The sequence below is a fragment of the Peptidiphaga sp. genome (assembly GCF_057238965.1).
Window position 1 is genome coordinate 1 of sequence record NZ_DBHHEV010000032.1, and the last position, 14,477, is coordinate 14,477.

Sequence of the window (14,477 nt, forward strand, 5' to 3'; positions counted from 1 at the left end):
GTCGGCTGCACAACGCTGGCCGCACTGACCCTCGGAGGACTCACAACCTTCCGAAACGCACGCAAAAAGAAACAGCACACTGCGCAGGATCAAAGCAACCTGTATCGGAATCTTCCGTCGGAGCGGACGCCGATGGGTGGAAACCACCAAGGTGGTTTCCACCCGGGACACGGGCGCCGTTAAGTACATCCGAAACAGCGGGTAACGAAAAGCCGGGCGGGGACACGTAAGTCGTGTCCCCGCCCGGCTTTCGAGTTTACCAGCTGCTGTTGTCGGTTGGGTGGGGGCCTGCCGGCAGGAAGGTGATGCGCCTATCGGGTTCGTAGGCCGAGATGTTCTTATCCTCGCGGAGGTCGGAGCCAGAAGAAGCCTTCTTTTTGTCCGGCCTGCGGGAGTGTCTGCCTGTCAGGCCGGAAAGGGCTTGACGGGAAGCCGCACGCCCGTTCGACGAGTCCGCTCCTCGAGACGGGCTGGCTGCCCGAGCGTCGAGAGAGCGCCCAGCGGACGTGCTCCGCGCGCCTCGGCTCTGTCCCACTCGGGCGGCTGAGGCTCCGCCTGCGGTGCGGGTCCCGGATCCGGAACTGCTCGCAGTTCTTTCTGAGGTTTGGCTTGTGGTCCGGCTCGCTGTCTGACTTCCGGCGGTGTTCCTGGAGGCCGAGACAGTTGAGCCTGTCCGGTTGTAGGAGCCTGTCCCGTTGGTTTTTGAGACGGCGGGATCGTTCGTCCGGGCTCTGGAGGCGGTGGTCGCCCCACGCACAATCCCGCTGCGTGAAGCAGACGATCCTGTCGAGGCGGCAGTTGCTCTGGGAGCTGTGGTCGCCCCGCGCAGGATGCCCGATGAACGACCCGAGGCCGAGGCTGCGGTCGGGCGGGCGATGCCTGAGGCCCCGCCCCGAGACGAGGACGGGCTTGTCCCCGAAACGGGGTTGCGGGCGGCGGTGGTCGCCCCGCGGAGAATCCCGCTTCCGCGGGGGCTGGGTGCAGCGCGGGTGGCGGCACCCGACTGAACGGCCGTTCTCGGCGAAACCGGAGCGGCAAGGGCCGCCTTTGCGGCGCGGATGGCTTGGAAGACCTTGTAGCCGACGGCCCCGCCGGTCATCGTCGCCGCCACAGCAAGAGGATTATGAACAGCAGGCGAGTCCAGGCCCGACGGACGCACCGGCCCGCTGCGCAGGGCTCCGCCCTGGTCGTCGACATGCTGCGGCGCGTAATGCGAGCCCTGCAAACCGATGCTTGGATCCGTACTCGGCGAGCGTTGCGGGATGAAAGTTTCGTTGGCATGTCCGGACGAGCCGACCGCCTCGCCAAGGCCGGTGGCCCTCCACTCGGTGGCCGAGCGCGGCAGGCCCACATTCTGGCCCGGCCCTGAAGACACGTGCCCCTCAGCTCCGCCAGAAGCAGAACCTTGAGGAGAACGGGGGTCTCGGCCCCCTCCTCCTGTGCCGGAGGTACCCTCGGAGGCTTGACCGTGCCCACCGGCGGAGGATTGCTCTTCGGGTTGGAAGGGCAGGCCCTTGCCCTCGGTGGCCGCGACATGGTCCAGACTTGCCAGCTCTTGCGAAGCATGCGCATCCAGCTCCGCATGCTTCGCATCACGCTCCGCCTGAGCTTGTGCAAGAACTACGCCACCCATCGGAGTACCTTGAGCTACGGACGCTCCTCGTTGGTAAGCGGTGTCTACAAGTTTGAGTTGTTTTTGGAGTTGTTTGCTGGTGTCTTGGGCGTGGCGTCCAGCGGTTGTGACGGTGGTGCGGCTTTGGGCGATGGAGTGCATCCCTTCGGCTGAGCGGCGCACGCGGGTGGTCAGGGAATCGAGCTCGCCGGCGGCGGCCTCCGCAGTGGCCCCGTTCATGCCGAGGTCAGCGGCGACCCGCCCGGTCAGGTCGGCCACCAGGTGGAGTTTGTCCCCGATGGTTTTCACCGCATCGGTGGTGGCGTCGTTGGCACGCGGGTCCCACGGCTCGATGCCGAACAGGTGGTCGACATTAGGGGTGGCCATGATTCCTCCCGGCATTCGCATGGGCACGGGCCCGGTCGGCGTCGGCGCGGGCGTCCCCGTCCGTGGCGGCGCCGTTGCAATTGTCGACGTCGCTGATCCCGTCCCCGGCGGACAAGCCCCCATACGGATCCTTGCCCGCCGGGTCGACGAAGGAGTGAAGGGCGGACGCGGCTTGGGCGAGCTCGGCCGGCGGGGTGTAGGAAAACCTGTCGGTCAGATCCGCCAAAGCGTCCAAGTATCGTTTGCGGTCGGCCTCGCTGACGGACTGGAAGGAAGCGACAGCGTGTTGGAGGTTGATGATTGTGCGCGTGTAGCGCGCCGAGGTATTGCCCAACTCGTCGCTGATCACGGCCAGAGTGCCAGTCAACAGCCGTCCGTATTGGCCGAGCTCGGCGACGTCGGACCAGGCGTCCATAGAAGCCTTCACATGGGAGTAAAACGTGGCCTTGGCTTCTTGGAAATGCGCCCCCGCTTGACGCAGCGTCCCGAGCTGCGCACCGAATTTGTCCGTGTTAAGATGAAAAACGGTCACCGGCTGAACCTCCTGAGGGTGTCTTACGTAGAGAAATATCGTGATTGTTATGCGGTTGTCACTGCACCCCGGCGTCCGGCTTTCGCCTCCGTCCGAATCGGTTGCGTAATAGTAGAGTACTCCCGGACGGGCGGGCGCACAACCTTTTTCCGACACTATGTAATGTGACGGTAACCACACGCATTACATGCCGTGGAAAGCGGCGACGACATGAGTTCTAGCCTGTGCTTCGCACGCAAGGACGGCACCTAAGCGTCATCGCAAAGACAAGGAATTGCGGCCAACCAAAGCCAAATGCACCCGCCGACCGCAACCGGCGAGATACAGTCAGCATCGCCGGGTATTCCCCGGCCAATCAGGCCAAACGCGCCTCGAAACTTTCGAAGCCTGCCCGACTTGCCGCATCGACCATTTCGGCGAGGCGCTTCGCCCAGGCCCGCCGGTCCCAAGCGAGCGCCTGAGCGCGGAAATCCACGGGCGTGCCGTCGGTTCGAGCTTCCTGCAGCGCGAAGTTCCGCACCCCGCGAGCGCGCAGTTCTCCGAGCAGCTCCCCGAAACGCTCCGTGGCGGGCGCACCGGGGTAGACGGTCGTGCGGACCTCATAGTCGAGAGGGCCGACGTCGGCGCGCTCAACCGTGCGATCAGCGCCAGCGCGCTGAGCCAGGCAATCGACACCAGCGGGCTCAAACATGCGATCGGCACGCTCAACCATGCCATCGGCGTCGGCAGCCTCAGCGGCGAGAGCCGGGCACGCGCGCTCGGCCGACGCCTCGAGCACGGCGTCCAGCGACTGCCAGGCCTTTGCCCCCGCCCCGAAGCCGGTCGCCGCGGCGTAGTCATCCGGCATCGCCTTGACGTCGATGCCCACCCAGTCGGTGTACGGCAGCGTCTTCGCGAGCGCACGCGGGTAAGCCCCGGCCGTGTGCAGGCCGACGCCGAAGCCCATCTCGCGCACCCGCCTCGCCGCGTCGACGACCCCCGCTTGGCGCAGCGCCTCGCCGCCCGTCAGGACGACGCCGTCGAGCAGCCCCGCCCGTCGGGCCAGAAGCGCCTCCACCTGGGACCACGGCACGGCCCCGGGGACTTTCGGGTCGAGGATCGCCTCGTTCTGGCAGTACGGGCAGGCCAGCGGGCAGCCCTGGAGGAAGACCGCGGCGGCGAGCTTGCCGGGCCAGTCCACCGTGGAGAGGGGAACCAGCCCGGCGATCGCCAGAGAATCGGCGGAGGGCTCAGTTTTCGACGCGGCGGAGGGCGCTTCGGGCCTCCGAGCGCTTTTAGGGAGTTTGGGCTTCAGGGCGTCGGCGGGGGGCGTGACGCCTCCCGCCGACGCCCCCGCAACCGGCTTCTCTGCCACAGTCACGGCTGCGGCGCCCCGGCTCCTCCGGGCGCGCTCGCTTCGTCTGCCGCAGCGGCATTCGCCGGTCCGCCGGCGTCGATCGAAGCCCCCGCGCCCACAGCGACGCCAACGCGCGCCGCATCGGCCGCGGCACCGTCGGTCGAGGCTCCGGCGCCAACCGTCGGGACCGCCGCGCCGATCAGGCCTTCGGCGTCGACCTTTCCGCGCACGTCAGCGCTGATCTTGGGCAGCCGCGAGGCCTTCTCGGTGAAAGGCGTGCGCTCGTTGTACTCGCCTTTCTTTCCGATGTTGAAGGAGGCCACCGGGCGGAAGTAGCCCATGACGCGCGTCCACACCTCGCATTCCTGCGGCTCGGCGTCGGGGTTTTCGGCGGCGCAGCGTTCGCAAATCTTGTGCTCGCCGGCGAGGTAGCCGTGGACCGGGCAAATCGAGAATGTGGGGGTGATCGTGATGTACGGAAGGTGGAAGTTCGTCAGCGCCCGGCGCACGAGCTCCTTGCACGCCTGGCCGGAGCTCATCCGCTCGTTCATGTACAGGTGCAGGACCGTCCCTCCCGTGTACATCGATTGAAGATCGGCCTGCATCTCGAGTGCCTCGAAGGCGTCTTCCGTGTAGGCGACGGGCAGCTGCGAGGAATTCGTGTAGTACGGCTGGGCGTCCGTCCCTGCCTGGAGGATGCCGGGGAAGCGCTTGCGGTCTTCCTTCGCGAAGCGGTACGTGGTGCCCTCTGCCGGAGTGGCCTCGAGGTTGTACAGATTCCCCGTCGCCTCCTGGTAGGAGACGAGGCGGTCGCGGACGCGTTCGAGCACGCGCAGGGCGAAGGCGTGGCCCCACTCGTCGGCGATGTCGCAGCGGTCGTCCGTGAAGTTGCGGATCATCTCGTTCATCCCGTTGACGCCGATCGTCGAGAAGTGGTTGTTCAGGTGCCCCAAGTAGCGCAGGCTGTAGGGGTACAGGCCGGCGTCCATGAGCTCTTGGACCTTCGCCCGCTTCTTTTCGAGCGTCGAGGACGCGAGGTCCGCCAGGTGGTCCAGGCGCGCGAAAAGCCCTTCTTCGTCGCCCGCGTACACGTACCCGAGCCTCGCCAGATTGATCGTGACGACGCCGATCGAGCCGGTCAGCTCGGCCGAGCCGAAGAGGCCGTTGCCGCGGGCGAGCAGCTCGCGCAAATCCAGCTGGAGGCGGCAGCACATCGAACGGATCATGCCCGGGTCCAGCTCCGAATTGATGAAGTTCTGGAAATAGGGCAGGCCGTATTTGGCCGTCATCTCGAACATCAGCTGGGCGTTCGGCGAATCCCAGTCGAAGTCCTTTGTCATGTTGTACGTCGGGATCGGGAAGGTGAAGACCCGGCCGTCTGCGTCGCCCTCGGTCATCACCTCGATGTAGGCGCGGTTGATCATGTCCATCTCGGCCTGCAGCTCGCCGTATGTGAAGTCGCAGACCTCCTCGCCGACGTAGGGGTGGTCCTCGGCGATGTCGGCCGGGCACGTCCAGTCGAACGTGAGGTTGGTGAACGGGCACTGGCTCCCCCAGCGCGAGGGGACGTTGAGGTTGAAGATGAGCTCCTGGATGCACTGTTTAACTTGACCATAGGTCATAGCGTCGAGCCGTACGAAGGGCGCCATGTAGGTGTCGAAGGAGGAGAACGCCTGGGCGCCGGCCCATTCGTTCTGCAGCGTCCCCAGGAAGTTGACGACCTGCCCGCACGCCGCGGAAAGGTGCTTTGGCGGGCCCGAGGAAATCGCACCGGGAATCCCGTTGAATCCCTCTTCGAGCAGACGGCGCAGCGACCACCCCGCGCAGTAGCCGGCCAGCATGTCGAGGTCGTGGATGTGGTAGTCGCCTTCGCGGTGGGCGAGGGCCTCCTCCTCGCTGTAGACGGTGGCCAGCCAATAGTTCGCAATGGTCTTCCCCGCTGCGTTGAGGATGAGGCCGCCCAGCGAGTACCCCTGATTCGCGTTGGCGTTGACCCTCCAGTCCGAACGCTCGAGGTACTCGTCCACAGTGGAGACTGCATCGATTACGGGGAGGCCCGACGCCGAGCGAGAACCGTCGCGCTGGGAGGCCGGAGACTTGGCGGATGCGTGCGGAGCCGGCGCCTGCGCAGACGACTGCCGCCAGTCCGATCGCTGCGGGCCATTCGGGGCTTGCGGGTCATTCGGGCGATGCGAGGTTGCGCCGACGTTCGCCGACGTCGCCGCCTCGCCCGGCCGGGTCCGAACCTCGCTCGGCTGGACCGCCGCTTGGGGCTGCCGATCGAGGCGCTTGGGGCGCTTTGTCGCCGACGTCATTGGGTTCTCTGCGGTCGCTTGGTTCTCGGTGATTGCCATGTTCCTCTCCTGGGTCGTGGGAGTTCCCCGAAGCGGCCGACGCGCCCGGCCTTCGGGAAGCGGAATCGACGCTACTACCTCAAATACTACATCTAGTGGGTGACACGCCGCTAGCACACAATATATTGATTCTTTCAAGTGAGGGGTCTGCGGGGGCCGCCCTTGAAACGGCGGCGGGAAACGGGGCGCCGAGGCAAAATTGGGCGCCGGCAAGGAACGAAGGCGAGAAACGACGCGTCGCGGCGCGTCCTCAAGGCGGCGAAATCTGCCGACCGGAAAGGGCGCTGCGACCGGCAGCGAAGAAGCGGAGCGGCGAGGATGCTGCGAGCCACGCCGAAGACGCAACGAACACTGCGGCGAAGAAGCGGAGCGGCCATGACCATAGTAAACCCGAGGGTTCGGCGCACATGCGCCTGGTTGACGGCGCGCGGCGCACGTTTATCCAGCTGACGGCGCACATGCGCCTGGTTGACGGCGCACAAGCGTCCGACCGATGACGCACGCTCACCTAGTCGATGATGCACACTTAAGTGGTGTCGGATCGCGTCCCTGATTTCCTTTCGCATGTTCTCGCCCATGCGACGCCGGGCCAAGTCGCCGCCGTCGTCGAGATGCCGGCGCGCGCAAGCGCCGGGGCGCCGTGGCCCGAATGGGTGGCGCCCGAAGTCAAGGACGCCCTCGCAAACCGCGGAATCCGCGAGCTGTGGTCGCATCAGGCGGAGGCGGCGGAGCTGCTGCACGGCGGCGCGCACACGGTCATCGCAACCGGGACCGGCTCGGGAAAGTCGCTTGCCGCCTGGATTCCGGCCTTGGACCTCCTGAGCCGGCGGGGGCGGGGCCGGAGCGGCCTCGCGAACATCCGCTACAGGCCGTCCGTTCTCTATCTCGCGCCGACGAAGGCCCTGGCCGCAGACCAATTGGTCGGCTTGGCTCGACTCGCGCGCGAGGTCGATCCGCGGATCGGCGTCGCGGCGGCCGACGGCGACGCCGAAGCCTCCGTCAAGCGGTGGGCCCGCGAATACGCCGACGTCGTCCTTTCGAACCCGGATTTCCTCCAGCACGCCATGCTCGCCTCCCATGAGCGCTGGGCCAGGCTGTGGCGGGGCCTGGCGATGGTGGTGATGGACGAATTCCATTCCTACCGAGGCGTTTTCGGCGCGAACGTGGCGGCGACTGTGCGCCGCCTCCTGCGCCTCGCAGCCCACTACGGGGCCTGCCCCGCCGTGGCTTTCCTCTCGGCGACCAGCGGAGATCCGGCCGAAACCGCGCGTCGTTTCCTCGGGGATTCCTTCGGCCCGGTCCAGGCCGTCGAGCGCGACGGGTCGCCGCGCGGGCCGAAACGCCTTGTCCTGTGGCGATGCCGCGAGGTCGAAGGCGAGCAGCGCACGAAAGGGAAAGGCGTCCCGCGCGCAGAAGGCACGGGCCTCGAGCCGCCGAGCGACGCCGGGGCCGAGAGACATGCCGAACCCCGAAGTCGCACTGGAACCGAGGGCGATCCCAAAACCGGGCACGACGCCGGAACCGACTTCCCCGGCGGGCCGCGGCGCGCTGCGAACACCGAGGCGGGCGAACTCACGGGCGTGCTTGCCGCGGCGGGCGCGCAAACGCTCACATTCGTCCGCTCGCGGGCCGGAGCCGAGCGGGTTGCGGAGATTGCCCGCGACTGGTCGGCGGCGAACGCATCGGGCCTCGACCCTGAGATCGCGGCATACCGCGGCGGCTATCTCCCCGAAGACAGAAGGGCCCTCGAAAACTCTCTCAGATCGGGGGAACTGCGAGCGCTGGCGACGACGAACGCACTCGAACTCGGGATCGATGTCTCGGGGCTGGACGCCGTGGTCGTCACGGGGTGGCCGGGCACGCGCGCCTCTTTCGCCCAGCAGATCGGACGAGCGGGCCGCGCGGGCAAACCCGGCGTCGCCGTGTTCATCGGGCGGGACGACCCGCTGGACCAGTACCTCCTCTCGCATCCCGAGGCGTTCACACAGTCGCCGGCGGAGACGAACGTCTTCGACCCGGCCAATCCGCACGTCCTCCTCCCCCACGTCTGCGCCGCAGCGGCCGAACTCCCCCTCACAGAGGCCGACGCCGAGGTTTTCGGGCTTGACAGCCCGGCCCTCTTCGACGACCTCGCGTCCGACGGCCTGCTGCGGCGGCGCCCAAACGGCTGGTTTTGGAACGCTTCGCTGGGGGCAGACGCCCACGACATGGTCAGCCTCCGCGGCGAGGGCGGCACGGTGTCCATCGTCGACGGCGAATCCGGCATCCTGCTCGGAACAGTGGATGCTGCTCGTGCGGACGCAACCGTCTTTCCCGGCGCGGTCTATCTTCACCAAGGCGTGCCTTACATGGTCGAGAGCCTCGACGAAGACGCCGCCGTCGTCCATCGCCATCGCGAGGAAGAAATCCGAACCTATGCGACACAATCGACATCGGTGCACATCGTGGACGTCGAAGAGCTTGCGCATGCGGATTTCGGGGTCTGGGCCCGCGGAGAGGTTCTCGTGACGTCTCAGGTGACCGGTTACGACGTCCGAAGAAGCGAGGACGGCCTCTATCTGGGGCGCGTCCCGCTCGACATGCCGGTGCGAGAGCTGCGCACCTCGGGAACGTGGTGGACCCTCGACACGAAAGCCCTGGAACGAGCGGGCGTGTCGGCGTCCGACCTTCCAGGCGCTCTCCACGCGGCAGAGCACACCTCGATCGGCATCCTCCCCTTGCTGGCGACCTGCGACCGCTGGGATCTGGGCGGCCTATCGACCGTTTGGCACGCCGACACGCAAGCGGCGACCGTCATCGTCCACGACGCCGTCCCTGGCGGTTCAGGCTGCTCCCTTCACGGCTTCGAACACGGACGAATCTGGATGGAGGCCACACTCGCCGCTTTGGAAAGCTGCCCGTGCACGGAAGGGTGCCCCCGCTGCGTTCAGTCCCCGAAGTGCGGCAACAACAACGAGCCCCTTTCGAAGGGCGGAGCGACAAAGCTCCTGCGTGTCGTGGCCGACGGGTTGCGCCGCGCACGTGCCTGATCGGCGGGCTTCACGAAGCCCCGAATCGGCGCGCTTTACGGTGCCCCCAATCCGCGCGCTTCCCTGAGCTCCGGAGACGTCACGTGTTGTCCGGGTTTGATGTAGGACCCCAATCTGCGCGCTTCCCTGAGCTTTGATCGGCTTGCCTCTCTCAACCCTTGGCTGCGGAGGCGGCCGCGGCGCCTTGCCACCCACAGCCCAGCCGCCCCGACGTCTTCGTTTGCCCCGATGTCTTAGTCCGCCCTGACGCCTCCGTCCGCCTCGGCAGCCGTCACCCTTTTTCGCCGGCCGAGTAAGCGGGCCCGGCCCACGCCTCGGCCACATACGTCACCCCCATGTAGGTCAGATTCTTGGACACCTTCACTTTCGCAAGTGCGCCGTCGACGTCGCAGGCCACAAGCGAGGCGCCGTACGTGCGTTCGACGTATGCCGACGACGGGCACCCGCCGAGCCCCGCGGCGTTTCTCTGCGCGGAGGCCAAGGCCACCATGTCGGCGGCATTCTGGGCTTTGGCGATGCTCGCGCACGTCGAAGCGACCATCAGCAGCACAACCGTGAAAGTGCAGATCACGAAAAGGAAGCCGACCGTAAGAACGGCGCCCGCGCCGCGTTCAGTCTCCCGCTCGGCCTCCCAACGCGATTCGTTCAGCCCGCGAAAGTCTGGAAGCAGATCAAGTCGCCGACGGCGATGTCGTCGGCGGAAACGCCGATCCGGCTGCCGCGAGCACCGACGCCGAGAGGGCCGTCTCCTTCCCTCGCTGCCTCGCCCCCGCCCGATCTCCCGTCCTTTCTTTCTGCCGCCGGGCGGATCTGTCGAGGCGTTCACGGCGCTTCGCCTCCCGTCCCGGCGTGGCCGACGGCTTTGGCGTCGCTCCCCGTTCCCGAGTCGCGTCCCGCCTCGGCCTCGCCGCCGACCCCGGGCTCGACCGCTGCCGTGACGGACGCGTGAACGTCGATGCCCAGCCTTCCGCTGAATCCCTTTCGCGGCGCGTGCACCACGGCCTCGACGGTGTCGGCGCCGCTGACGACGCTCACCGACGCACCGGGAAAAGAACGCTCGACGGCGGCCTTGATCGCGCCGTCCCCTTCTCCCAGCGCGGCCATGCGAGCCGCCATTCGCGCCGCGTCATTGGCTTCGAGATAGGCGACGGCGATATGCCCAAGCGCAAGGGCAAAGGCCGTGACGAGAGCCAGAACGAGAGAGCCGATGGCGACTTCCCCAGTCACCATCCCCGATTCCGAATGCCCGTCGGGGCGATTCACGCGAGGTCTTTTTCCAGTCTTTGAGCATTTCATAGATTTCCATCCTTTCCGCGGCTTTTCGGCCTAATCGTCGCTTTATCGGCCTTCCCGCCGCTTTGGGCTTTCTCGTGGATTTTGAACCATGCGTTTCACGGCAATTTGCATCCGCCCGCATTCCGGGATCGCCGCGATGTGATCGGGCAGAGTGCGCGCTCCGCCCGATCGTCACATCACATTCCCGGAACGGAGAAGATCTTGCTCAGCAGGGCCTTCATCCCGTTGCGGAACCAGTCCTGATTGACAAGCCACCACAGAACGCCTGCGACGCCCGTCGCGGTCACCGTTCCTATCGCGTACTCGGCCGTGGCCATTCCCGCCTCGCCTGACCTCTTGTCGATGTCGACGAAGCTTTTGCTCGTTGTCATTGTCGTCTCCTGTCTATCGGCTACGCCTTTCGTCGCCGATGACTGACTCTTTCAAAACACGGCACCCGATTGACGAAGGATTCCCGAGGCTGTGAGCCTCTGCGACGTCGTTTCGCCCTGTGGGCCGACTGCGATTACTTGACGCGACCGATTGGCTACCCGATGCCACCGATTAACCGTTTGACGCGACCGCGACCGATTCCCCGAAAAACTCATCAGACAATCTTCACGCACGAGCGCAGTCCCCTCACACGGACCGATTCGTCACGCAAATCAACCGCTGCAGGCTCCGGCCTTCCCACCCCGCAAACGAGGTAGGCCGACGCAGCCGAGAGGCCGCGCCATGCATTCGGCATTGCTCAATAAACCTGTGTGGTCGGCCGATACGGCCGAGGCCGAAGCCGAACCCCAAACGGCTTCTTCCCGTGAGCGAGGTCAGCCGGCGTCGGCGCCAGCACAAGCAAATCTGGACCACGCGCTTACGGAGCAAAGGCCGACTTCGAAGTCTTACTCCAATTTCTAAATGCATAGAATGGCGATCTTAAACAGACACCATGGCAACATTAAACACATAACATGATCAGAAAAATGCTTATAAAGTCATAATTGATAAAGTGCACTCAAAACAAAATCTATTATGAAAATCGCATGTATGGACCACAAGTTCTAAAATGGTCCTTATGGCGAAAGAAGGGACTTTTCGCACCAACGCGCCTCTCGCCGCAGTCCTTCTCTCGTTCCTAGGAACTTTTCACCGCCGTGTCCCACAGACGGAAGACCAGGCACGCCCCCGCAGACGCCGCGCGACCCCGCGGACGCCGCACGACCGCGCAGACACGACGCGCCGACCGCACTCAGCCCGTCGCCGCACGATCACCTCAGGATCGCCACGCCCGCCGAAACGACGATGGGAACGACGCCGAGCAGAATGAAAGCGGGGAGAAAGCACAGACCCAGCGGAAGAACAAGCTTGGCGCCCAGTCGCGCTGCGGATTCCCGCGCGCGCCGCACGCGGCCGGCTCTCAGACTCGCAGCCGTTCTCTCCAGCAGCGGAACCGCAGCCGCGCCGTCAACCCACGAGGGCTCGAGCGCGTTGCGCAATGGATCAAAACGGCTCGGCGCGTCCTGCCACGCCTCCTCCCACGTCCCGCCCATCGTCAAGGACTTCGCCACGCACTCAAGGCCGGGCGGTTCCTCTTCCTCGGCCAATGCCGATTCAAGGGCCACAAGAAGCGCGGGCACCGAGCACCCGGCACGTATCGCCGCCACCGCCAGGTCCGCGACCATGGCCTGGTCGACCGGCGGAAAAGACGCCCGCGCAACCTGCGCGTCGCCGCGCCGAACGCCGGAGGCGAAGAACTCTGACGACCACGCCGCCGCGACGACGAAAAGGACCGCGGCGAGCCCGAAAAACCACATCGCTATCCCTCTCTTTCCGCACGCCGAACGAGGCGGCGCACCCAGAAAATTCCCAAGGCCTCAAAGGCGAGCCCGAGGGCCGACAGTGTCCGCCCCAGGCCGGAGGACAAAAGAAAATCGAGCGTGTCCGTTCCCATCAGCGACCCCAGAACCAGCGCGAGGAGGGGAAGCCAGGCCAACATGCGAGCGCTCGCCTTGGGCCCGGCGAGTGCGGCGCGGCGCGCTGCGGCCGATTCGGCAGCGTCTGTGATTCCTGCGGCGCACGCGTCCAGGACGTCGGCCGCGGGGGCGCCGGTTGCCCGAGTCAGCCTGCATACGGCGACCGCCGGGGGAACGCCCAGCCGCACGTCGTCGGCGGACTTCCGCCCGCGTGAGGCCCACATCCGCCGCAAAGCCGCGGGCACGCCGACGTCGTCAACCGCGTCTCCGTCTTCGAATCCGGCCCTGGCACACGTCTGCCCCCAGGCTTTCTCGGTGGAGGCTCCGGCCCTCATGCGGGTTGCGGTCTCCGCGACGAGCATCCCGACGTCGACGTGTCCCAGCCGCCCTTTCCGTTTCTTCACAGCGGACTCCTTTCGTCTCGTTTTCGCGCGCCTACGTCGTTTCGTCCGCCGCTTCGCCAGTGGACGCCGCTTCGCAGGCCCGTCCGCATCTGCTTGTCCTCCGTCTCCCCGGCGGCGTCCGCCCCGGCACAGGCGGCCGTTCCAGTTCCAGCGTCCGCTCCTGCGTCGGCGCTCAGCCCGACGTCGACTTCCGCTCCAATGCGGGCGCCCGATCCGGCGCATGCCTCCGCTCCAGCGCGTGCATCCATTCCCACTCGCGCGGCCAGCCTCGGCCAGGCAGGGCCCCGCGCCACCGCCTTTCCTTCGAATTCCAACGCCACGGAGGCGGTCAGCTCGCTGCGGCGCCTTTCCAAAACGGCGACCTGCGCGAGAACGCGAACGCCGTTGCGGCGCTCAATGTGGACGACGGCGTCGAGCGCGCTCGCGGCTTGGGCGGCGACCACGTCTTCGCCCATTCCCGCCAGAGCGCCAAGCGCCGTGAGCCGCGCGGGAACGTCTGCGGCAGAGTTGGCGTGAATCGTCGCCCATCCGCCCTCGTGTCCGGTGTTGAGCGCCGTCAGGACCTCTCGCACCTCTGCGCCTCGGCACTCGCCGAGAACGATCCTGTCCGGCCGCATCCGCATGGCCGCCCGAACCAGTTCGCTCAAGGCCACCTCGCCTGCCCCCTGCACATTCGCCCTTCGCACTTGCAGATGAACGACATGGGGATGCGAGGGCCGCAATTCCGCGGATTCTTCGATCACGAGGATTCGCTCGTCGCTCGGGACCTCCCCCAGGACCGCGGCGAGCAATGTCGTCTTCCCCGACCCCGTCGCGCCCGAGACGATGACGTTCGCCCGATGCGCAACGAGGGCCAGCAGCAGCCGAAGCGCGAAGCCGTCGAACATTCCGCCTTCCGCGAGCTCCGCCAAGGTGAAGGAGACGGGTCTGTGCGCCCGCAGGGAGATGAGGGTCCCCTCGGCGGCGAGGGGCGGCAGCACCGCGTGAAGCCTCAACCCGTCGGGAAACGTTCCGTCCACGATCGGAGACGAATCGTCGAGCCTCTGGCCGCACGCGGCCGCGAGCCGCACCGCGAGCGCTCGCACCGAGGAATCGTCGCTCAGACCGCGGCTGGCGCGCTCGTCGCGCTCCATCCCGTTTCCACGATCGACCCACACGCCGCGTCCGCCGTTGACGAGGACGTCGGTGACCGACCGATCGTTCAGCAGCGGGTCAAGCAGTGGCCCCGCCCCGGCGATTGCCTGGCGAAGCCGCCGCCCGACCCCCACGACGTCGCGCGCGGAGACGGCGACGGGGTCAAGTATGGCGATCGCTCCGCCGTCGCTGCCGCCCCTCGCCAGACTGGCCCGCACCCGCCGCATCGCCTCCGCCTCGGTTCCGGCGCCATCGGCGGCCTTTCCTCGGCCGACGCGTTCGAAGGCCGACGTCATTGCAGGCCCCCGCACGCCCGGGCGAGGACTGCAAGATCGCGAGCAGTCGCAGACCTCTTTCGCTCGCCGACGCCCACGCCGTGTTCGACGTCGCCGGCCAGGCCGGAAAGGAGCCGGACGGGGTACACGGAATCGATTCCGAGGTCTC

At 66.7% G+C, this 14,477-nt stretch carries 11 protein-coding genes; 1 reads left to right on the plus strand and 10 read right to left on the minus strand.

Features of this window, described 5'->3' with window-relative positions; translation table 11 throughout:
- Positions 1-256: 256 nt before the first annotated feature.
- The 4 genes from ACO48X_RS05350 to ACO48X_RS05365 all read right to left on the minus strand — a co-directional run bounded on the left by ACO48X_RS05350 (position 257) and on the right by ACO48X_RS05365 (position 6,221).
- Complete coding sequence (locus ACO48X_RS05350) at positions 257-1,999, minus strand: hypothetical protein (protein WP_485001090.1); 1,743 nt, start codon at positions 1,997-1,999, stop codon at positions 257-259.
- Entirely contained in the window at positions 1,986-2,531 is a 546-nt protein-coding gene (locus tag ACO48X_RS05355; protein ID WP_485001091.1) for a hypothetical protein, read from the minus strand. The genes ACO48X_RS05350 and ACO48X_RS05355 overlap by 14 nt, the downstream gene beginning before the upstream one ends.
- A gap of 355 nt (positions 2,532-2,886) precedes the next feature.
- Positions 2,887-3,891 (minus strand): anaerobic ribonucleoside-triphosphate reductase activating protein, encoded by a 1,005-nt coding sequence (locus tag ACO48X_RS05360; RefSeq protein WP_485001092.1) that lies wholly within the window; start codon positions 3,889-3,891, stop codon positions 2,887-2,889.
- A complete protein-coding gene (locus tag ACO48X_RS05365; protein WP_485001093.1) occupies positions 3,888-6,221 on the minus strand; it encodes a ribonucleoside triphosphate reductase in 2,334 nt (777 codons plus the stop codon). The genes ACO48X_RS05360 and ACO48X_RS05365 overlap by 4 nt, the downstream gene beginning before the upstream one ends.
- A gap of 533 nt (positions 6,222-6,754) precedes the next feature.
- Between ACO48X_RS05365 and ACO48X_RS05370 the strand changes: the two genes are divergently transcribed.
- On the plus strand, positions 6,755-9,250 hold the full coding sequence (locus ACO48X_RS05370; protein WP_485001094.1) for a DEAD/DEAH box helicase: 2,496 nt from the start codon (positions 6,755-6,757) through the stop codon (positions 9,248-9,250).
- 271 nt (positions 9,251-9,521) lie between these two features.
- Here the strand turns inward: ACO48X_RS05370 and ACO48X_RS05375 are convergent, their stop codons facing one another.
- From ACO48X_RS05375 to ACO48X_RS05400, 6 genes are all read right to left on the minus strand, one after another.
- Entirely contained in the window at positions 9,522-10,076 is a 555-nt protein-coding gene (locus tag ACO48X_RS05375) for an Rv3654c family TadE-like protein (RefSeq protein WP_485001095.1), read from the minus strand.
- Entirely contained in the window at positions 10,073-10,513 is a 441-nt protein-coding gene (locus ACO48X_RS05380) for a TadE family type IV pilus minor pilin (RefSeq protein WP_485001096.1), read from the minus strand. Before ACO48X_RS05380 ends, ACO48X_RS05375 begins: the two co-directional genes overlap by 4 nt.
- A gap of 209 nt (positions 10,514-10,722) precedes the next feature.
- Positions 10,723-10,917, minus strand: coding sequence for a DUF4244 domain-containing protein (locus tag ACO48X_RS05385; protein WP_485001097.1), 195 nt, complete (start codon positions 10,915-10,917; stop codon positions 10,723-10,725).
- 873 nt (positions 10,918-11,790) lie between these two features.
- Positions 11,791-12,336 carry a type II secretion system F family protein gene (locus tag ACO48X_RS05390; protein WP_485001098.1) on the minus strand — a complete coding sequence of 182 codons (546 nt, stop codon included), beginning with the start codon at positions 12,334-12,336 and terminating at the stop codon, positions 11,791-11,793.
- A 2-nt stretch (positions 12,337-12,338) separates the two neighbouring features.
- A complete protein-coding gene (locus ACO48X_RS05395) occupies positions 12,339-12,899 on the minus strand; it encodes a type II secretion system F family protein (RefSeq protein WP_485001099.1) in 561 nt (186 codons plus the stop codon).
- Entirely contained in the window at positions 12,896-14,329 is a 1,434-nt protein-coding gene (locus ACO48X_RS05400; protein WP_485001100.1) for a TadA family conjugal transfer-associated ATPase, read from the minus strand. Before ACO48X_RS05400 ends, ACO48X_RS05395 begins: the two co-directional genes overlap by 4 nt.
- Positions 14,330-14,477: the final 148 nt, after the last annotated feature.

Coding starts and splice junctions, on each gene's coding strand:
- ACO48X_RS05350 (WP_485001090.1), bottom strand. CDS start 1,999: ATGGCCACCCCTAATGTCGACCACCTGTTCGGCATCGAGCCGTGGGAC.
- ACO48X_RS05365 (WP_485001093.1), bottom strand. CDS start 6,221: ATGGCAATCACCGAGAACCAAGCGACCGCAGAGAACCCAATGACGTCG.
- ACO48X_RS05385 (WP_485001097.1), bottom strand. CDS start 10,917: ATGACAACGAGCAAAAGCTTCGTCGACATCGACAAGAGGTCAGGCGAG.
- ACO48X_RS05390 (WP_485001098.1), bottom strand. CDS start 12,336: ATGTGGTTTTTCGGGCTCGCCGCGGTCCTTTTCGTCGTCGCGGCGGCG.
- ACO48X_RS05400 (WP_485001100.1), bottom strand. CDS start 14,329: ATGACGTCGGCCTTCGAACGCGTCGGCCGAGGAAAGGCCGCCGATGGC.